This is a genomic window from Streptomyces sp. NPDC054975 (assembly GCF_053609105.1).
In genome coordinates, this window is the sequence record NZ_JBSGWV010000016.1 from 110,959 (window position 1) to 130,015 (window position 19,057).

Annotated in this window: 16 protein-coding genes; 7 read left to right on the forward strand and 9 right to left on the reverse strand. The window is 71.2% G+C overall.

The features are described 5' to 3' along the window. Nucleotides 1-20 precede the first annotated feature (20 nt). Nucleotides 21-434: a PPOX class F420-dependent oxidoreductase gene (locus ACWF79_RS17390; protein WP_453728952.1), complete on the reverse strand. Its 414-nt coding sequence runs from the start codon at nucleotides 432-434 to the stop codon at nucleotides 21-23. Between the two features lie 184 nt (nucleotides 435-618). Continuing rightward, nucleotides 619-1,248 carry a TetR/AcrR family transcriptional regulator gene (locus ACWF79_RS17395; RefSeq protein WP_453728953.1) on the reverse strand — a complete coding sequence of 210 codons (630 nt, stop codon included), beginning with the start codon at nucleotides 1,246-1,248 and terminating at the stop codon, nucleotides 619-621. A gap of 273 nt (nucleotides 1,249-1,521) precedes the next feature. On the opposite strand from ACWF79_RS17395, the gene ACWF79_RS17400 reads away from it, so the two are divergent. From ACWF79_RS17400 to ACWF79_RS17415, 4 genes are all read left to right on the forward strand, one after another. Continuing rightward, complete coding sequence (locus ACWF79_RS17400) at nucleotides 1,522-2,496, forward strand: tetratricopeptide repeat protein (RefSeq protein ID WP_453728954.1); 975 nt, start codon at nucleotides 1,522-1,524, stop codon at nucleotides 2,494-2,496. A 585-nt stretch (nucleotides 2,497-3,081) separates the two neighbouring features. After that, nucleotides 3,082-3,732: a DUF6230 family protein gene (locus ACWF79_RS17405; RefSeq protein ID WP_362410811.1), complete on the forward strand. Its 651-nt coding sequence runs from the start codon at nucleotides 3,082-3,084 to the stop codon at nucleotides 3,730-3,732. Between the two features lie 138 nt (nucleotides 3,733-3,870). After that, on the forward strand, nucleotides 3,871-4,515 hold the full coding sequence (locus tag ACWF79_RS17410; RefSeq protein ID WP_453728955.1) for a DUF6114 domain-containing protein: 645 nt from the start codon (nucleotides 3,871-3,873) through the stop codon (nucleotides 4,513-4,515). Next, nucleotides 4,505-5,785 (forward strand): hypothetical protein, encoded by a 1,281-nt coding sequence (locus ACWF79_RS17415; RefSeq protein WP_453728956.1) that lies wholly within the window; start codon nucleotides 4,505-4,507, stop codon nucleotides 5,783-5,785. The genes ACWF79_RS17410 and ACWF79_RS17415 overlap by 11 nt, the downstream gene beginning before the upstream one ends. Nucleotides 5,786-5,885: 100 nt before the next feature. Here ACWF79_RS17415 and pyk read toward each other — a convergent pair whose 3' ends face one another. The 3 genes from pyk to pta form a co-directional block, all read right to left on the reverse strand. Further along, nucleotides 5,886-7,313, reverse strand: a complete 1,428-nt coding sequence (gene pyk, locus ACWF79_RS17420; RefSeq protein WP_453728957.1) for a pyruvate kinase — start codon at nucleotides 7,311-7,313, stop codon at nucleotides 5,886-5,888. Nucleotides 7,314-7,423: 110 nt separating this feature from the next. After that, complete coding sequence (locus ACWF79_RS17425; protein ID WP_453728958.1) at nucleotides 7,424-8,647, reverse strand: acetate kinase; 1,224 nt, start codon at nucleotides 8,645-8,647, stop codon at nucleotides 7,424-7,426. Next, nucleotides 8,644-10,734: a phosphate acetyltransferase gene (gene pta / locus ACWF79_RS17430; RefSeq protein ID WP_453728959.1), complete on the reverse strand. Its 2,091-nt coding sequence runs from the start codon at nucleotides 10,732-10,734 to the stop codon at nucleotides 8,644-8,646. Before pta ends, ACWF79_RS17425 begins: the two co-directional genes overlap by 4 nt. 268 nt (nucleotides 10,735-11,002) lie before the next feature. On the opposite strand from pta, the gene ACWF79_RS17435 reads away from it, so the two are divergent. Together ACWF79_RS17435 and ACWF79_RS17440 are read left to right on the forward strand one after the other, a co-directional pair. Continuing rightward, nucleotides 11,003-12,028 (forward strand): ATP-dependent 6-phosphofructokinase, encoded by a 1,026-nt coding sequence (locus ACWF79_RS17435; RefSeq protein WP_453728960.1) that lies wholly within the window; start codon nucleotides 11,003-11,005, stop codon nucleotides 12,026-12,028. 209 nt (nucleotides 12,029-12,237) lie between these two features. Further along, nucleotides 12,238-13,338 carry a helix-turn-helix domain-containing protein gene (locus tag ACWF79_RS17440; protein ID WP_453728961.1) on the forward strand — a complete coding sequence of 367 codons (1,101 nt, stop codon included), beginning with the start codon at nucleotides 12,238-12,240 and terminating at the stop codon, nucleotides 13,336-13,338. On the opposite strand, the gene ACWF79_RS17445 is transcribed toward ACWF79_RS17440, so the two are convergent. The 4 genes from ACWF79_RS17445 to ACWF79_RS17460 form a co-directional block, all read right to left on the reverse strand. Further along, on the reverse strand, nucleotides 13,335-14,090 hold the full coding sequence (locus ACWF79_RS17445) for a tyrosine-protein phosphatase (RefSeq protein WP_453728962.1): 756 nt from the start codon (nucleotides 14,088-14,090) through the stop codon (nucleotides 13,335-13,337). The genes ACWF79_RS17440 and ACWF79_RS17445 overlap by 4 nt on opposite strands. A 66-nt stretch (nucleotides 14,091-14,156) precedes the next feature. Then, nucleotides 14,157-14,765 (reverse strand): helix-turn-helix domain-containing protein, encoded by a 609-nt coding sequence (locus ACWF79_RS17450; RefSeq protein WP_453728963.1) that lies wholly within the window; start codon nucleotides 14,763-14,765, stop codon nucleotides 14,157-14,159. Between the two features lie 204 nt (nucleotides 14,766-14,969). Then, nucleotides 14,970-15,716, reverse strand: coding sequence for a response regulator (locus tag ACWF79_RS17455; RefSeq protein WP_453728964.1), 747 nt, complete (start codon nucleotides 15,714-15,716; stop codon nucleotides 14,970-14,972). Then, nucleotides 15,713-17,359, reverse strand: a complete 1,647-nt coding sequence (locus ACWF79_RS17460) for a sensor histidine kinase (RefSeq protein ID WP_453728965.1) — start codon at nucleotides 17,357-17,359, stop codon at nucleotides 15,713-15,715. Before ACWF79_RS17460 ends, ACWF79_RS17455 begins: the two co-directional genes overlap by 4 nt. 92 nt (nucleotides 17,360-17,451) lie before the next feature. On the opposite strand from ACWF79_RS17460, the gene ACWF79_RS17465 reads away from it, so the two are divergent. Further along, nucleotides 17,452-18,855, forward strand: coding sequence for a cation:dicarboxylate symporter family transporter (locus tag ACWF79_RS17465; RefSeq protein WP_453728966.1), 1,404 nt, complete (start codon nucleotides 17,452-17,454; stop codon nucleotides 18,853-18,855). Nucleotides 18,856-19,057: the final 202 nt, after the last annotated feature.

Below are 19,057 nucleotides of genomic sequence, written 5' to 3' on the forward strand. Positions count from 1 at the left end.
TACCGCCCCTTCGGCTCCGGCTACTTCCGCGCGGCCGTGCCGACGACCTTCGTCGGCGTGACGCGGATGACCACCCGCACCACCTCCGGCGGCAGGTCGAGGTAGTCCTGACCGGCGCCCGGGCCCTCGTACCGCTCGTCCAGCGCGACCGCGAGCGCGCGGCCGACGTCCTCGGTGACCGTGGCCGTGCCCCGTATCTCGGCGTACAGCTGCGCGTCCTCGCGGTCGTACACGGTCAGGCTGACCCGGGGGTCGGCCTCGATGTTCCGGACCTTGCGGCGGCCGGCCTGGGAGGAGATCAGGAGGTCGTCGCCGTCCCTGCCCACCCAGACCACCGAGGTCTGCGGGGAGCCGTCGGGGTGGACGGTGGCCAGGACCGCGGGGTTGACGTCGTCCAGGAGGGCGCGGACCGTGCTGTTCAGAGTGATCGTCACGACCGTCACCCTAGGTCGTGTCCGGAAAGTCTGGCCTGGCTCACGGCGTCCGGCACGCACGCTCGCCGCGTTGTCGTCGGTCGCCGACGCTCCGCGTCGACTCCCTCCTCCGCCTTGCGATCGCACGCACCGGACGCCGTGAGCCCCGCCCTTCGGGCGGACGACCATACTTTCCGGACACTCCCTAGGTCGTGGCCGCCGCCGCGCCCAGGCCGCCGAGCAGCAGGGCCGTGAAGCGCTGGACCCAGGCCGCGTCGACCGGTTCCGCGCTCACCAGGGCCCGGTGGACCACCGCGCCGGCGATCACGTCGAAGATCAGGTCGTCGGTGGAGTCGACCGACGACGGGTCGCGGTCGACGGGCAGCTCGCCGCGATCCTGGGCGCGCTGGCGGCCTTCGAGGACCAGCCGCTTCTGCCGGTCGACGATGGAGGTGCGGATGCGTTCGCGCAGCGGCTCGTCCCGGGTGGACTCCGCCACCACCGCCATCAGCGCGGTCTTGGTCTCGGGGCGCTGGAGCAGCGCGGCGAACTGGAGGACCACGTGCTCGATGTCGGCCTGGAGGGAACCGAGGTCGGGGAGTTCGAGTTCGTCGAAGAGGACGGCCACGGCGTCCACGACCAGCTCGTTCTTGCTCGCCCAGCGCCGGTAGAGGGTGGTCTTGGCGACCCCCGCGCGGCCCGCCACGTCGCCCATCGTCAGCTTCGACCAGCCCAGCTCGACCAGCGCGGCCCGGGTCGCGTCGAGGATCGCCGCGTCGGCCTCGGCGCTGCGGGGGCGTCCGGTACGGCTTCGTCGGCTGGTGCGGCTACACATGGAGGTCGACCATACCCGCCGGTAGGTATTGCGCCAGAGGCGCGCGATGTGAGCCAGTTCACCGAGGAGTCCTTCCCCTGGGCCGACCGGGACAGTTACGCTACGACCCGTAGCGAAAGGTGCGATCGACCGTCCCGACGGCCTCGGTCCGCCTGAGCGACAACCACATGCGCCGGGTGGGGACCCGGCGCGAACGAACGGGAACCGTGCACCATGGTGCACGGTTCAGCCATGACGTACCGGTTACGCGCGCGGAAGGGGGAGGATGTACTCATGCAGCCCAGAAACATGTCCATGAGCGGCGTCGTCGACCTCGCCGCGGTGAAGGCGGCCGGTGAGGCCAAGGCGAAGGCGGAGCAGGCGCGCGCCGAGGCCGCCCGGCAGGGTGGCCCCTCCGCCGTCGCCCCCTCTGCCCTGGTGATCGATGTCGACGAGGCCGGCTTCGAGCGGGATGTCCTCCAGCGCTCGGCCGAGGTTCCGGTCGTCATCGACTTCTGGGCCGAGTGGTGCGAGCCGTGCAAGCAGCTCGGCCCCCTCCTGGAGCGCCTCGCCGTCGAGTACAACGGCCGCTTCCTGTTGGCCAAGGTCGACGTCGACGCCAACCAGATGCTGATGCAGCAGTTCGGCATCCAGGGGATTCCGGCCGTTTTCGCGGTGGTCGCCGGCCAGGCGCTCCCGCTCTTCCAGGGCGCGGCGCCCGAGGCCCAGATCCGCCAGACCCTGGACCAGCTGATCCAGGTCGGCGAGGAGCGCTTCGGCCTGACGGGCATCGCGGTCGACCCGAACGCCGAGTCCGACGGCGCCGCCACCGCGGCCCCGGTGCCGGCCGGCCCGTACGACGCCCTGCTCGAAGCGGCCATGTCGGCGCTGGACGCGGGCGACCTGGCCGGTGCGGTCCAGGCGTACAAGAACGTGCTCGCCGACGACCCCGGTCACCCGGAGGCGAAGCTGGGTCTGGCCCAGGCCGAGCTGCTCGCCCGGGTGCAGGACATGGACCCGCAGCAGGTGCGGAAGAACGCGGCCGACAACCCGGCCGACGCCGCCGCGCAGATCGCCGCCGCCGATCTCGATCTGGTGGGCGGTCATGTCGAGGACGCCTTCGGGCGGCTGGTGGACGCCGTGCGGCGTACGGCCGGCGAGGAGCGGGACGCGGCGCGGCTGCGGCTCCTGGAGCTGTTCGAGGTCATCGGGCCGGAGGACCCGCGGGTCACGGCGGCCCGTCAGGCCCTCGCGCGCGTGCTCTTCTGACCTTTCTCTCCCGTCCGGGGGAGCGCCGATTTGGCGACACAGTGACAAAACGCGGCCGTGCTTTACCAAAACTTGGTAATCACGGCCGCTGTTACTTGCAGTAAATCGAACCCGTGAATGTGTCCGGGTTTCCCCTTCAACATCCCGCTTTGCCGATGCCGCGCGCTGCACCCTGTGTGGCCGCGCGGCATCGCGCTGTCGTGGCGAGGTTATCGAGCCGTTACTAGCGAGTAACGAACCCCCTTGTGCGGGCGGCGGGAATGGACCACGATCGGCGACGCTCGGTCCTCCACCGCACCCACCCGGCAACCAACCGGGTCCGCGGCGAGGGTCCCCACCGAGCGGGCCGGCGACAGTGGCGCCGGCCGTGGACAGGGGGGTTCCTGCCTTCACCGGCAGGGCCTGTCCAAGAGGTTGCGCGCAAGGCGTGGCCAGTGGTTGTCGCTCGGGGGTGATCGCCGGTGAGGTCGGACGCTCCGCGCGCCCGGTGTTTCGGCGCTCCTTCCCGAGGACGTAGCACTTCTCCCATCCCAGGACGGGCCCCTGGGCCCATCCGGAGATGTACGTCCGAGAAGGAGGATTCTCATGAAGTCCCAGGTTCGTGGCGGGACCAGATGGAAGCGGTTCGCCGTCGTCATGGTGCCGAGCGTGGCCGCGACGGCCGCGATCGGTGTCGGCCTGGCTCAGGGCGCGCTCGCCGCGTCCTTCAGCATCTCCGGCCAGGAGTTCAAGGTGAAGGCCGACAGCCTTGTCGGCAAGGACTTCGTCCAGTACGGCAGCGTGGCGGCCGGTAAGGACCTGCACGGCAAGCCGTTCGCGGAGCCGGTCGGCGTCTCGGGCTTCTCCGAGGCCTGGATCAGCAACATGTGCCAGTCCGTCGTGACGCCGGACGTGCCGTTCATCGGCAACGTCTCGCTGGAGCTGCGCGCCGGCACCGACCCGAAGAAGCCGGTCTACGCGAAGGACATCTACCTCGATGTCTCCTCGCTGAAGGCCGACGCCGAGTTCGGCAACATCGACATCGGCGTGGCCGCGGGTTCGCTCCCGAAGTCCGAGGGCAAGCCGGGCATCCAGCCCGGTACGAAGGCCAACCCGTACGGCTTCTCGCAGCGCGCCGAGACGGCGACGCTGACCAACGTGGAGCAGAAGGCGTGGGCGACCACCGCCGGAACCTTCAAGCTCAGCAACCTGAGCCTGAAGCTGCACAAGGGCACCAAGGAGTGCTTCACCGAGTAGTCACTCGGTGCCGCACCCGGCAGCACCTGCCCGGCGGGCGCGGGCCGTCGTTCGTTCCGTACGGCCCCGCCCGTTCCCGGCCCCAGCGCCACCTTCTCCACTTCTCATCGCAACACCGCTTCCAGGGAGCTGTTTTCCATGAGCGCCGAGTCCACTGCTTCCCGCGGAGTCCCGAACCAGCGCGAGCGCCGTTTCCACCACTGGCGGGGCGGCCGGCCCTTCTGGGCCGGACTGTTCACCATGATCGGCGGCGTACCGATCGCCTACTTCCCGTACGCCGACCTGCGACTCGGCAACATGACGATCGCGATGGCGACGACGGGCGGCGCCGGAGCCCTGATCATCGGTGTGCTTCTGGTGACGCTCGGACTGACGATGTGGTTCCAGCCCATCGTCCGGGTGTTCGCGGGCGTCGCGGCGATCGTCCTGGCACTCGTCTCCATCCCGGTCTCCAACCTCGGCGGCTTCTTCATGGGCTTCCTGCTCGCCCTGGTCGGCGGCGGACTCTCCGTCGCGTGGGCCCCGGGCACCCCCGTGGAGGAGACGGCACAGCCGTCGGCCGAGCCGGCCGACGAGCGCGCGCAGGCCGTGGCGGGCGAGCACGAGTACGACGGTCAGCAGCACGGAACCGAGACGACGGAGGCGACCCGCGCGGTCGACTTCGACAAGGCCCCGGTCCCGGAGCAGCGCGCCGGTGAGGAGCCGGACCCGCAGGCGGGTCCCGGTGCGCAGGCGACCGAAACGACGATCGACGCCAACGGCGGGAGGAACAGTGCGGGGTGACGAAACACAGTCGGCGCAGTCGGCGGCGGCTGCGGACGGCGCCGCTGTGGCTCGCAGGGGTCCGCGGCACGCGGCCCCGCGTAAGTCGCTGCTGAACAAGATCCAGGGACCCGCGGGCAAGGCCATGGCCCTGGCCGCCATGCCGACCGCGGTCCTCATGGGCATGGGTATGGCGCCCAGGCTCGCCGTCGCCGACGAGAAGGACATCCCCTTCGCGCCCGGTCCGTGCGTGACCCGCTCGGACGAGCCGGTGACGCAGGAGCCGACGAAGCCCGCCGAGACGCCCAAGCCGACGGCGAGCACGAGCACGGGCGCCGGCGAGTCGCCGAAGCCGGAGGCCACCGGGGAGCAGGAGTCGCCGAAGCCGACCGCCAGCCCCTCGGCGACGGCCACGACGGAGCAGCGCGCCGCCCAGCAGGAGTCCCCGGCTCCGACGCCGACCCCGACGGCGACGCCGACGAAGAGCGTCAACCCGCTCGACCCGCTGGGCGTCGGCGACAAGATCAAGGACCTCTTCGACGGGCCGAACACCACGCCGTCGGCCACCCCGACGCCGACCGCGACGGCGCCCACCAAGGCGCCCGAGCCGACGAAGCCGGCCACGACGGCTCCGAAGCCGGGCAAGGCGACCACGCCCGACGACGGCCCGGTCGACAGGACCAAGGCCGCCATCGAGAAGGCCGCCGACGAGGCGGGCCTGAAGGTCGAGGAGCTGCCGGAGGACGCCAAGGGCCTCGACGCCAAGAAGGACGAGGACATACCCGACGGCGCCAAGCCGCGCTTCCCGTGCCCCGAGCCCGACCCCGAGGCGCTCGCGGCGGCCGAACTGGAGCCGGGCATCCCGCTCCTGCCGGACGAGCCGTGGGTCCTCAACAGCTCGCTGCTCACGCTGAAGGGGCTCAAGTACCACGGCATCGTCGAGGTCAAGACGGGCAGTGGGAAGATCAAGAAGGTCCTGAAGTTCACCGCCAAGGACGGCGTGGACATCAAGGACCTGCACCAGCGCACCGTCCACTCGGAGGGCCTGACGGGACACGTACGGTCCGACAAGGGGTCGACGTCGACCATGACCAACGGCACGGTGACCATGTACACGGAGCAGCTGAAGGGCAACCTCTTCGGCCTGATCCCGGTCACCTTCAACCCGCAGACCCCGCCGCCGCTCGACGTGCCGTTCGCGTTCTTCTCGAACGTGGAGGTCATCCAGGCCGGCCAGTTCGGCGGCACCCTCACGGTCCCCGGTCTCCGTAACACGATCGAGCCCAACTGACCGGTCCCGAACCCTTCCGGGGAGCCGCACATGACGAGGGCCCCCGTCCGATCCGGACGGGGGCCCTCGTCGTGCCGTGTGCCCGAGGGGCACGGGAGCGTCAGGCGTTGCCGCCGCCCAGGTGGTGGACGCGGACCATGTTGGTGGTTCCGGGGACGCCGGGGGGCGAGCCGGCGGTGATGACCATGGTGTCGCCCGCGTTGTAGCGCTGGAGCTTCAGCAGCTCCGCGTCGACGATGTCGACCATCGCGTCCGTGGTCTCCACGAACGGGACGAGGAAGGACTCCACGCCCCAGCTCAGGGTGAGCTGGTTGCGGGTGGACTCGTCCGTGGTGAAGGCCAGGATCGGCTGGATCGTCCGGTAGCGGGACAGGCGGCGCGCGGTGTCGCCGGACTGGGTGAAGGCGATCAGCGCCTTGCCGCCCAGGAAGTCGGCGATCTCGCAGGCCGCGCGGGCCACCGAACCGCCCTGCGTACGCGGCTTCTTGCCGGGTACGAGCGGCTGCAGGCCCTTGGAGAGCAGCTCCTCCTCGGCCGCGGCGACGATCTTCGACATCGTCTTCACGGTCTCGATCGGGTACGCGCCCACGGAGGACTCCGCCGACAGCATGACCGCGTCCGCGCCGTCCAGGATCGCGTTGGCCACGTCGGAGGCCTCGGCGCGGGTGGGGCGGGAGTTGGTGATCATCGACTCCATCATCTGGGTGGCGACGATGACCGGCTTGGCGTTGCGGCGGCACATCTCCACGAGGCGCTTCTGCACCATCGGGACCTTCTCCAGCGGGTACTCCACCGCGAGGTCGCCACGGGCGACCATGACGGCGTCGAAGGCGGCGACCACGTCCGCCATGTTCTCGACCGCCTGCGGCTTCTCCACCTTGGCGATGACGGGGACCCGGCGGCCCTCCTCGTCCATCACCTTGTGGACGTCCTTGACGTCCTCGGCGTTGCGGACGAAGGAGAGGGCGACCATGTCGCAGCCCATCCGCAGCGCGAACCGCAGGTCCTCGACGTCCTTCTCGGACAGGGCCGGGACGTTGACCGCCGCACCGGGCAGGTTGATGCCCTTGTGGTCGGAGATGACACCGCCCTCGATGACCACGGTCTTCACCCGCGGGCCCTCGATCTCGACGACCCGCAGCTCGACGTTGCCGTCGTTGATCAGGACCTGGTCGCCCTTGGAGACGTCACCCGGCAGGCCCTTGTACGTGGTGCCGCAGATGGACTTGTCACCCGGGACGTCCTCGGTGGTGATGGTGAACTCGTCACCGCGCACCAGCTCGACGGGACCCTCCGCGAAGGTCTCCAGACGGATCTTGGGGCCCTGGAGGTCGGCGAGCACGCCCACGGCGCGGCCGGTGTCCGCCACCGCCCTGCGGAGACGGTCGTACCGCTCCTGGTGCTCGGCCTGGGTTCCGTGGCTCATGTTGAATCGGGCCACGTTCATACCGGCCTCGATGAGCGCTTTCAGCTGCTCGTACGAGTCGACGGCGGGGCCCAGCGTGCAGACGATTTTGGAACGGCGCATGAGGCGGATCCTATCGGTTTGTTTCACTGCGGAATATTCCGTCTGGTGGAAAGTACAAATGGGCGCGGGGTCGCTCAGGCGTTCACTTCCGGGGGCGGGGTGCGAAGCGGTTACGGCCTCACCAACTCATAGCTCTGGCGCGCGATCTCCAGCTCCTCGTCCGTCGGCACCACGGCGACCGCCACCCGCGCGTACTCCGGCGAGATGATCCGGGCCTCGTCGGACCGTACGGCGTTGAGGTCGGCGTCCACCGCCAGGCCCAGCTCCTCCAGGCCCGCGATCGCAGCTTCCCGCACCGGAGCCGCGTTCTCCCCGACACCCGCCGTGAACGCCACCGCGTCCACCCGCCCGAGTACCGCGTAGTACGCCCCGATGTACTTCTTCAGCCGGTGGATGTAGATGTCGAAGGCGAGCGCGGCCCGCTCGTCGCCCTCGTCGACCCGGCGCCGGATCTCCCGCATGTCGTTGTCGCCGCAGAGCCCGACGAGCCCGGACCTCTTGTTGAGCAGCGTGTCGATCTCGTCCGCCGACATGCCCGCCACCCGCTTCAGATGGAAGGTGACCGCCGGGTCGATGTCGCCCGAGCGGGTGCCCATGACCAGACCCTCCAGGGGAGTCAGGCCCATCGAGGTGTCCACGCACCGCCCGCCCCGGACGGCGGAGGCGGAGGCTCCGTTGCCGAGGTGCAGCACGATCACGTTCACCTCCTCCGGGGCCTTCCCCAGCAGCCTCGCCGTCTCGCGCGACACATAGGCGTGCGAGGTGCCGTGGAAGCCGTACCGGCGGATGCGGTGCGCGTCCGCCGTCTCCACGTCGATCGCGTACCGGGCGGCCGACTCCGGCATCGTCGTGTGGAAGGCGGTGTCGAAGACCGCGACCTGTGGCAGGTCGGGCCGGAGCGCCATCGCCGTCCGGATCCCGGTGAGGTTGGCCGGGTTGTGCAGCGGCGCGACCGGCACCAGCCGCTCGATCTCCGCGAGCACGTCGTCGTCGATCACGGTCGGCGCGGTGAACCGCAGCCCGCCGTGCACCACGCGGTGGCCGATCGCGGCCAGCTCGGGGGAGTCGAGCCCGAGGCCGTCCGCCGCCAGCTCCTCGGCCACCGCCTTCAGCGCCGCCGCGTGGTCGGAGATCGGCCCCTTCTTCTCGCGCTTCTCCCCGCCGCCACCCTGGAGCGGGGTGTGGACCAGGCGCGAGGTCTCCTCGCCGATCCGCTCGACCAGGCCGAGGGCGAGGCGAGCGTTGTCCCTCATGTCGAGGAGCTGGTACTTCACCGAGGACGAGCCGGAGTTGAGGACGAGGACGCGCGTCGGGGCGGAGGTGGGGGAGGTCATGCGGTGGGCTCCTGGGGGACCTGGGACTGGATCGCCGTGATGGCGACCGTGTTGACGATGTCGCTGACAAGCGCGCCGCGCGAGAGGTCGTTCACCGGCTTGCGCAGGCCCTGCAGGACCGGACCGACCGCCACGGCGCCCGCCGAGCGCTGCACGGCCTTGTAGGTGTTGTTGCCGGTGTTGAGGTCCGGGAAGATCAGCACGGTCGCCTGACCCGCCACCTCCGACCCCGGCAGCTTGGTCGCGGCCACGGTGGGCTCGACGGCCGCGTCGTACTGGATGGGCCCCTCGATCCGCAGCTCCGGGTGGGACTCCCGTACCCGCTTCGTCGCCTCGCGGACCTTGTCGACGTCCGCGCCGGAGCCCGAGGTGCCGGTGGAGTACGACAGCATCGCGATCCGCGGCTCGACACCGAAGCGGGCCGCGGTGGCCGCCGACTGCACGGCGATGTCCGCGAGCTGCGCCGCGTTCGGGTCCGGGTTGACCGCGCAGTCGCCGTAGACCAGCACCTTGTCGGCCAGGCACATGAAGAAGACCGAGGAGACGATCGAGGCGTCCGGCTTCGTCTTGATGATCTCGAAGGCCGGGCGGATCGTCGCCGCCGTGGAGTGCACCGAACCGGAGACCATGCCGTCGGCGAGCCCCTCCTCGACCATCAGCGTGCCGAAGTAGTTGACGTCCGAGACGACGTCGTACGCCAGCTCCACCGTCACGCCCTTGTGGGCGCGCAGCTCGGCGTACTTCGTGGCGAAGCCGTCGCGCAGCTCGGAGGTCTGCGGGTCGATCAGCTGGGTGGCCGGCGAGGACAGGTCGATGCCGAGGTCGGCGGCCTTCTTGCGGATGACCTCGACGTCACCGAGGAGCGTCAGGTCGCAGACGTCGCGGCGCAGCAGCACGTCGGCGGCGCGCAGCACGCGCTCCTCCGTGCCCTCCGGGAGGACGACGCGGCGGCGGTCGGCGCGGGCCTGCTCCAGGAGGTCGTGCTCGAACATCATCGGGGTGACCCGGCCCGTGCGAGCCACCGAGATCCGCTTCAGCAGATCGGCGGTGTCCACATGCCGCTCGAAGAGACCGAGCGCGGTCTCCGCCTTGCGGGGCGTCGCCGCGCTCAACTTGCCTTCGAGGGAGAAGAGTTCGGCGGCCGTCGGGAAGCTGGTGCCCGGGACGGAGATGACCGGCGTGCCGGGCGCGAGGCGGGCGGCCAGCGTCAGGATCTCCTCGCTGGGCCGCTCGTTCAGGGTGAGCAGGACGCCGGCGATCGGCGGAGTGCCGGCCGAGTGCGCGGCGAGCGCGCCCACGACGAGGTCGGCGCGGTCCCCGGGGGTGACCACCAGGCAGCCGGGGGTCAGCGCGTTCAGGAAGTTCGGCAGCATCGCGCCGCCGAAGACGAAGCCCAGGGCGTCGCGCGCCAGGCCCGCGTCGTCGCCGAGGACGACCGAGGCACCGAGGTGGTGGGTGATCTGCGAGACCGTGGGCGCCGCGAGCGCGGGTTCGTCGGGGAGGACGTAGCAGGGCACGGGGAGCCGGGCCGTGAGCCGCTCGGCGATCGCCGCCCGGTCCTCTCCGGCCACCCGGTTGACGACCATCGCGAGGACGTCGCAGCCGAGCCCGTCGTACGCCCGGAAGGCGTTGCGGGCCTCGGCCCGTACGGACTCGGCGGCCTGGTCCTTGCCGCCGACGACCGGTATGACCGAGGCGCCGAACTCGTTGGCGAGCCGCGCGTTGAGCGCCAGCTCGTCGGGGAGCTGGGTGGCGGCGAAGTCCGTACCGAGGACGAGGACGACCTCGTAGTCGCGGGCCACCGCGTGGAAACGGTCGACGAGCCGGGAGACCAGCTCGTCGGTGCCCTGCTCCGCCTGGAGCGCCGAGGCCTCGTGGTAGTCCATGCCGTAGACGGTCGACGGGTCCTGGGAGAGCCGGTAGCGGGCCCGCAGCAGATCGAACAGCCGGTCGGGGCGGTGGTGCACCAGCGGGCGGAACACCCCCACCCGGTCCACCTGGCGGGTCAGGAGCTCCATGACTCCCAGCTCGACCACCTGCCGGCCGTCTCCGCGGTCGATCCCGGTCACGTACACGCTGCGCGTCACGCCGTGGCTCCTGTCCAGTCCTGTCCGCCCGGCCGCGTTCGTCACGTCAACCGAGTGTGTTCAAAAAACCCCGTGAGAGGTGGCCATACCCCCTTGACAATACCTCTGGGCGTGGATAGGGCGCAGGGTGGGCGAACGGCCCGAAAAAGGGGGACGAAAGCCCCCAGAAGCCCGGCACGCGGAGTATCCGGGGGCGCGGGGGCCACACCGGGCGTGGGAGAATCGACAGAGCTCACATGTACCACTACCGAGCAGGAGACACAGCACGATGCGCATCGGAGTTCTCACCGCAGGCGGCGACTGTCCTGGCCTGAACGCAGTGATCCGGTCGGTCGTGCACCGGGCGCTCACCGGCCACGGAGACGAAGTCATCGGCTTCGAGGACGGTTTCAAGGGTCTCCTCGACGGGCACTACCGCCCGCTCGACCTCGACGCGGTCAGCGGCATCCTCGCCCGCGGCGGCACCATCCTCGGCTCCGCCCGGCTCGAGCGCAACCGCTTGTCCGAAGCCGCCGAATCCGCCCCGGAGTTGGCGAAGGAGTACGGCATCGACGTGCTCATCCCGATCGGCGGCGAAGGCACCCTGACCGCCGCCCGGATGCTCTCCGACGCCGGTATGCCCGTGGTCGGCGTACCGAAGACGATCGACAACGACATCTCCTCCACCGACCGCACCTTCGGCTTCGACACCGCCGTCGGCGTCGCGACGGAGGCCATAGACCGTCTGAAGACCACGGCCGAGTCCCACCAGCGCGTGATGGTCGTCGAGGTGATGGGCCGGCACGCCGGCTGGATCGCCCTGGAGTCCGGCATGGCCGGCGGCGCCCACGGCATCTGCCTGCCCGAGCGGCCCTTCCAGGTCGACGACCTGGTCAAGATGGTCGAGGAGCGCTTCGCGCGCGGCAAGAAGTTCGCCGTCGTCTGCGTCGCCGAGGGCGCGCACCCCGCCGAGGGCTCCATGGAGTACCAGAAGGGCGAGATCGACCAGTACGGTCACGAGCGCTTCCAGGGCATCGGCAACCGGCTCGCGGTCGAACTGGAGCGGCGCCTCGGCAAGGAGGCCCGGCCGGTCATCCTCGGTCACGTCCAGCGCGGCGGGACGCCGACGGCGTACGACCGGGTGCTCGCCACCCGCTTCGGCTGGCACGCGGTGGAGGCCGCGCACCAGGGCGAGTTCGGGAAGATGACGGCGCTGCGCGGCACCGACATCCACATGGTGCCGCTGGCGGAGGCCGTGACGCAGCTCAAGACCGTGCCGGAGGCGCGGATGTCGGAGGCGGAGTCGGTCTTCTGACCCGGCTGTTCGGCGGAGCGTGAGAAGCCCCGATCGTCCCCCCGTGGACGATCGGGGCCTTTTCGTTCCCCCGTACTTCCCCCGTGACGTTCCCGGCCCCTGACCGGAATTGCCGATTTCCACTCTTGAGTTGAACAGCCAGATCAACAAGGCTTGGGGTTGTCCCGGACATGTCCCAACCCTGTCCGGGGGAGGGGCGGGGAGTACCCATGACCGAGGGAACGGCCGGCGGGGGCGGCGCGCCCGACCCACGCGAGGCCACCGACGCCGCCTCGTTCATCGCGCGGTTGCAGGAGCTCAAGGACTGGTCGGGGCTGACCTACCGCGAGCTGTCGGCCCGCGCGGAGGCGCTCGGCGACGTCCTGCCCCGCTCGACGGTGGCGAACATGCTCGCCCGCTCGACCGTCCCCCGCGAGGAGCTGCTGACCTCCTTCGTCCGCGCGTGCGGGGCGGCGCCCGGGGAGCTGGAGAGCTGGCTGTCGGTCCGCAAGGAGCTGGCGGTACGAGGGGTGTACGCGGGTACGGGTACGGGGGCGGGGGCGGACACGGACGCGCGTACGGATGCGGACACGGACGCCGGTCCGGAGGCGGACGCGGACGCCGGTACGGAGAGGGGCGCGGACGGACCGACCACGGACGCGGGCATGACCACCTCCTGGCCGACGGCCGCGGAGCCCGTACCCGACGTCGACTCCCCGGCCGAGGACGACCAGCCGCCCGACCCGCACTCCCGCATACGCCGGACCGTCGTCGCCCTCGTCGCCGTCGCAGGGCTCGTCCTCGCCTCCGTCAGCGTGGTCGGCGCCCTCGTCCGGGACGAGGACGGGAGCGCCGAGCGCCCTAAGGCCGTCACCGCGCCCGCCGCCGGGGACGTGCGGATACGGGTGATCGGCACGGATCTCTGCCTGAACGAGCGGCGCGGCGGGCGCAGCGGCCAGATCCACCAGCGGCCGTGCGAGGGCGCCGACGTCCCCCTGTACTCCCTCAAGGAGCTCGGCTCCGGCGAGTGGCGCATCGTTTCCGACCACCCGGACTACGGCCCCGGCTGCTCCGGCGTCCCGTCCGGCGGACGCGTCCCGGACGCCGCGTTCGAGGACTCCGAGTGCGGCGATCCGAGCCGGGTCGAAACGTTCCGCCTGGAGCCCTTCGGCAGCCCGGTCACCGGCTACCGCATCGTCCCCGTGCGCTCGGCGACCCCGGGCTCCTGCGTGACCGTCGTCGGCGACCGGGCCGCCGAGTGGGCGAAGCTGGCGCAGGCGCCCTGCCGCGAGGACGCCGTGGGCCAGCTCTTCAGCTTCGACCGGCGCTAGAGGGCCGTGACCGGTGCGGGCTCGACGAGCCGCGCGCGCAGCGCGTCCACCACGGCCGGGTCGAGGCCCACGTGCCCGGTGACGTACCCGTACACCGATCCGTACGGGGTGCGCAGATCCGCGAGGACGTGCCGCATGATCTCGGCCGGCGCCCGGCCGTAGCCGGGCCAGCGCAGCTCGCGCCCCGGGTGGGCGGCGTGCCAGTCGGCGACCAGACGCGCGGTGGCGAGCTCGGTCAGGGCGAAGTCGTCGAGGATCTGCTCGTCGGAGACGTCGAGCAGACCGAGCAGCAGGGCGGCGAGCAGACCCGTACGGTCCTTCCCCGAGGCGCAGTGGAAGACGAGCGGACCGTCCGCCCCCGCGATGACCTCCAGGGCCTCGCGCAGCTCGGCGGCCCCGTCGGACGCGACCTCCGCGAACCGGTCGGCGAGGTAGCGCCACGGGTCGAGGTCGGGGTCGATCTCCGCCTGGTCGTACGGGCGGTGCTCGATGCTCAGGTTGTGCCAGGCGATGCCGGCGGTCTCCGAGGTCTCCGGCAGCCGGCCCTTGGCGGCGATCTCCCACGGATAGCGCAGGTCGATCACGGTCGCCACGCCCAGCGCGCGGAAGCGATCCAGGTCGGGGCCGCGCAGCTTGGCGAGGGAGTCGGAACGGTAGAGGACGTTCCAGCGGACGGTGGAGCCGTCGGCGGTCCGATAGCCGCCCAGATCACGGAAGTTGTGGAGATTCTCGAAGGGTATGTGTCGTCTCACGCGACAACCCTAGGGGCCCGGCTCGGGGGCGGGGCGGGCGGCGCGCGGGGGCCCTCCGGACACGGCCTAAGGGCCGACGGCGTCCCAGAAGTGGGACACGATGTTCTCCAGGTATTCGCGGCCGGCGTCCCCGCTGCCGCCGGAGGCGCCCCAGCTGCTCGTGGTCACCATCTTGGCGTGGTAGTCGGTGTGCAGTCGCTGGAGCGCGGGCTCCAGGACGCGCTTGGGCAGCGGCAGCAGCTTCACGACCGGCCGGACGTACGCCTGCCAGCGCGTCGTGGCGGCGTCCCGCAACAGCGTCGCCAGCTCGTCGGCCCGGCCGGTCACCTGGACCAGTTCGCGGGGCCCGAGGCCGAGGGACTCGGCGAGGGCCGCGGTCTGGCGTTCGTTGCCGCGCCAGCGGCCCGACTCCTCCATACGCAGATAGCCGGAGGCGTCGAGGCCCACCCGCCGGGCGAGTTCGTCGGCCGCGATGCCGCGCGCCATCCGGTGCTCGCGCAGGGTGGTGGCGTCGGCGATCAGCTCGCCGGGGGCGCACCAGAGGACACCCGCGAGCGCGGTGAGTTCCTGGGCGGAGGGGGCGAGGCGTCCGCGCTCCCAGGCGGTGACCGTCTCGGGGGAGACGCCGAGACCGTACTGCGCGCGCAGACCGTAGGCGACATGTCCCGGAGCCATGCCGAGACCTTCACGGAGCCGGCGCGCGGCGAGCGCGTTGAAGGGAGGGGGAGGAGTGTGGTGCACGCCGCCACCGTAGATGCGTAACGTGACCATTGGCTACGGTGCGTTCACCCAAGGCCAGAAGTCGTAGAAACGTGGGAACCCGGCGGTAACCATCCGTAATGATCATTCACCGGTCGGTGACCGGACGGCCGGGTTCGCTCAGCGGACGATCGTCGTGATCCAGCGGTACTGGAGTTCCGGCCGGCCGACCTGACCGTACTGCGGCGCCCGCGCGGCCCGGCCGTCCGTGACGAGGTGTTCGAGGTAGCGGCGGGCGGTGATCCGGGAGATGCCGACGGCCGCGGCGGCCTCGGCCGCGGTCAGGCCGTCGGGGGCGTCCCGGAGGGTACGGGTGACGGCCTCAAGCGTCGGCGCGCTCAGGCCCTTGGGGAGCGAGGCGGGCTGCGGGGCGCGCAGCGCCGCCAGGGCGCGGTCCACCTCGTCCTGGCCGGATGCCTCCCCGGCGGCGGCGCGGAACTCGGCGTACCGCGAGAGCCGGTCCCGCAGCGTCGCGAACGTGAACGGCTTCAGCACGTACTGGACGACCCCGAGGGACACGCCCTCGCGCACGATCGCGAGATCGCGGGCCGAGGTCACCGCGATGACGTCGGCGGAGTGCCCGGCGGCGCGTAGAGCGCGGAGCAGCTGGAGGCCGTGACCGTCGGGGAGGTAGAGGTCGAGCAGGAGGAGGTCGACCGGCGTCCGGTCGAGCACGCGGACGGCGGCGGCCCGCGAGTGCGCCACCCCGACGACGGCGAAGCCGGGCACACGCCCGGCATAGAGCGCGTGCGCGTCGGCGGCGACCGGGTCGTCCTCGACGACGAGGACCCGAATGCCCTGCCTCGGGCCCTGGCCTTGGCTCTGGTCCGGGCCCTGGCTCTGGCCCCGGTCCTGTCTCTGGCTCATGCGGACACCTCCGGTTCGGGCGCGGGGCGAGGCGCGGGCGGGCGGGCGGCGGGCTCGGCCCGGAGGTCCAGGGGCAGCCGTACGGTGAACTCCGCGCCGCCCTCCGGCGTGTCCGCCAGTATCACCGTGCCCGACGCGCGGGTGGTCGCCTGGCGGACCAGCGCCAGGCCGAGGCCGCGGGCCGGGCCGTGGGTGGACCAGCCGCGGTCGAAGACCGCCTCCCGGTCGCCCGCCTCGATCCCGGGCCCGGTGTCGCGGACCCGGAGCAGGAGCTCGCCGTCGCACGTCCGGGCGGTGACCTCGACCCGCGCGTGGGGGGTGCCGCTCGTCGCCTCCACCGCGTTGTCGATCAGGTTGCCGAGGATCGTCACCAGGTCCCGCGCCGGTATCTCCGGCGGCAGGAGCCCGTCGTCGATCCGGCTGTCCTCCGTGAGGACCAGCTCGACACCCCGCTCGTTGGCCTGCGCCGCCTTGCCGAGGAGCAGCGCCGCGAGCACCGGTTCGCCGACCGCGTCCACGACCCGGTCGGTGAGCGCCTGCGCCAGCTCCAGCTCCGCCGTCGCGAAGTCCACCGCCTCCTCCACCCGGCCCAGCTCGATCAGCGAGACCACCGTGTGCAGCCGGTTCGCCGCCTCGTGCGCCTGCGAGCGCAGCGCCTGCGTGAACCCCCGCTCCGAGGTCAACTCGCCTGTCAGTGCCTGGAGTTCGGTACGGTCCCGGAGCGTCACGACCGTGCCCCGGCGCTCCCCGCCGACCACCGGGCGGGTGTTGACCACGAGCACCCGCTCCGCCGTCAGATGCAGCTCGTCCACCCGGGGCTCCGAGGCGAGCAGCGCGCTGGTGAGCGAGACCGGCAGGCCGAGTTCGGCCGCCGACCGGCCCACGACCTCCGCGTCCAGACCGAGCAGCTCCCGCGCGCCGTCGTTGATGAGCGCGATCCGCCGCTGCCCGTCCAGCATCACCAGACCCTCGCTCACCGCGTGCAGCGCGGCCTCGTGGTAGTCGTGCATCCGGCTCAGCTCGGTCGCGTTCATTCCGTGCGTGTGCCGCCGCAGCCGCGCGTTGATCACGTACGTACCGGCTCCGCCGATCGCGAGCGCCGCCCCCGCCATCCCCAGCAGGGCCGTGACCTGCTCCCGTACCTGCTCGCTGATCTTCTCGATGGTGATGCCCGAACTGACGAGGGCGACGACGCGGCCGTTCTCGTACACCGGCGCGACCGTACGGACCGAACGCCCGAGCACGCCCACGTGCGTCTCGGAGAAGGTCCGCCCCTGGAGCGCCGGCTCGATGTGGCCCCGGTACGTCCGCCCGATCTCGCCCGGCTCCGGATGGGACCAGCGCGTGCCGTCCGGCGACATGATCACCACGAAGGCGACGCCGGTCCGCTTCCGTACCGACTCGGCGTACGGCTGGAGGAGCGCCGTGGGGTCCGGCGAGTGAAGCGCCCGGGGCACGGAGGGGGACGCGGCGACGGCGGTCGCGGTCGCCGTGGACTGGCGGCGCGCGGTCTCCTCGGCCTGCGCCCGGTCGGTGATGTACGCGAAGACCGCGCACCCGGCCACGACCGCCGCCACCAGCACGACCTGCATCGCGAAGAGCTGGCCGGCGAGGCTGCGGGGCCGGGGTCGGGGTATGCGCATGGCGCCAGTGTGACAGTTCGGCTGTGAACGAAACGAACGTAACCGTGACCCGGGTCACAGGCTGATGGATAGTCGCGGGGATCCACCGGGACGTGGACACCCATCAGCACGAGGAGGACCCCGTGGCCGCACAGCGGGACCGTACCCATTATCTGTACATCGCCGTCATCGCCGCCGTGATCCTCGGCGTCACGGTCGGCTTCGTGGCGCCGGACTTCGCCGTCGAGCTCAAGCCGCTGGGCACCGGCTTCGTGAACCTGATCAAGATGATGATCTCCCCCATCATCTTCTGCACGATCGTCCTCGGCGTCGGTTCGGTCCGCAAGGCGGCGAAGGTCGGGGCCGTCGGCGGGCTCGCCCTCGGGTACTTCCTCGTGATGTCGACCGTCGCCCTCGCCATCGGCCTGGTCGTCGGCAACCTCCTGGAGCCCGGCTCCAGCCTGCACCTGACCAAGGAGGTCGCGGAGGCGGGTGCCCAGCAGGCCGACGGGGCGAAGGAGTCCACGGCGGACTTCCTCCTCGGGATCATCCCCAAGACGCTCGTCTCCGCCTTCACCGAGGGCGAGGTCCTGCAGACCCTGCTCGTCGCCCTCCTCGCGGGCTTCGCGCTGCAGGCGATGGGCCGGGCCGGGGAGCCCGTGCTGCGCGGCATCGGGCACATCCAGCGGCTGGTCTTCCGCATCCTCGCCATGATCATGTGGGTCGCTCCGATCGGTGCCTTCGGTGCCATGGCGGCGGTCGTCGGCGCGACCGGCATCGACGCCCTGAAGTCGCTCGCGGTCATCATGATCGGCTTCTACGTGACCTGCGCCCTCTTCGTCTTCGTGGTGCTCGGCGCGCTGCTCCGGCTGGTCGCGGGCGTCAACATCCTCACGCTGCTGAAGTACCTGGGCCGTGAGTTCCTGCTGATCCTCTCCACCTCGTCCTCCGAGTCCGCGCTGCCCCGGCTCATCGCGAAGATGGAGCACATGGGCGTCAGCAAGCCCGTCGTCGGCATCACCGTCCCGACCGGCTACTCCTTCAACCTGGACGGCACGGCGATCTACCTGACGATGGCCTCCCTCTTCGTCGCCGAGGCCATGGGCAACCCGCTCTCGGTCGGTGAGCAGATCTCGCTGCTCGTCTTCATGATCATCGCGTCGAAGGGTGCGGCCGGTGTCACCGGCGCCGGCCTGGCGACCCTCGCCGGCGGCCTGCAGTCGCACCGGCCCGAACTGGTCGACGGCGTCGGCCTGATCGTCGGCATCGACCGCTTCATGAGCGAGGCCCGCGCGCTGACGAACTTCGCCGGCAACGCCGTCGCCACCGTCCTCGTCGGCACCTGGACCAAGGAGATCGACAAGGAGCGCGCAGCCGAGGTCCTCGCCGGACGGATTCCCTTCGACGAGAAGACCCTGGTCGACGACCACGCACCGGTGTCCGGGACGGACGAGGACACGCCGGTGCCGGACCAGCGGGCGGACGAGGGTGAGGAGAAGGCGCGCGCGGGCGTCTGAGCCGCACCGGATATCGGATCCAATGTGTTGGATCCGATATCTCGGATCCTGGACATTGGATCCAGGGTCTGGATCCAATGTATTGGATCATGGATATTGGATCCAACGCATCGGATCCGAAGGCCACCCCGGCTCCCGGGCCTTGAGCCGGTTCCGGGCACGGGGGTAGGGGGCGCCGCCGGCCGCACTCGCGGCCGCGGGC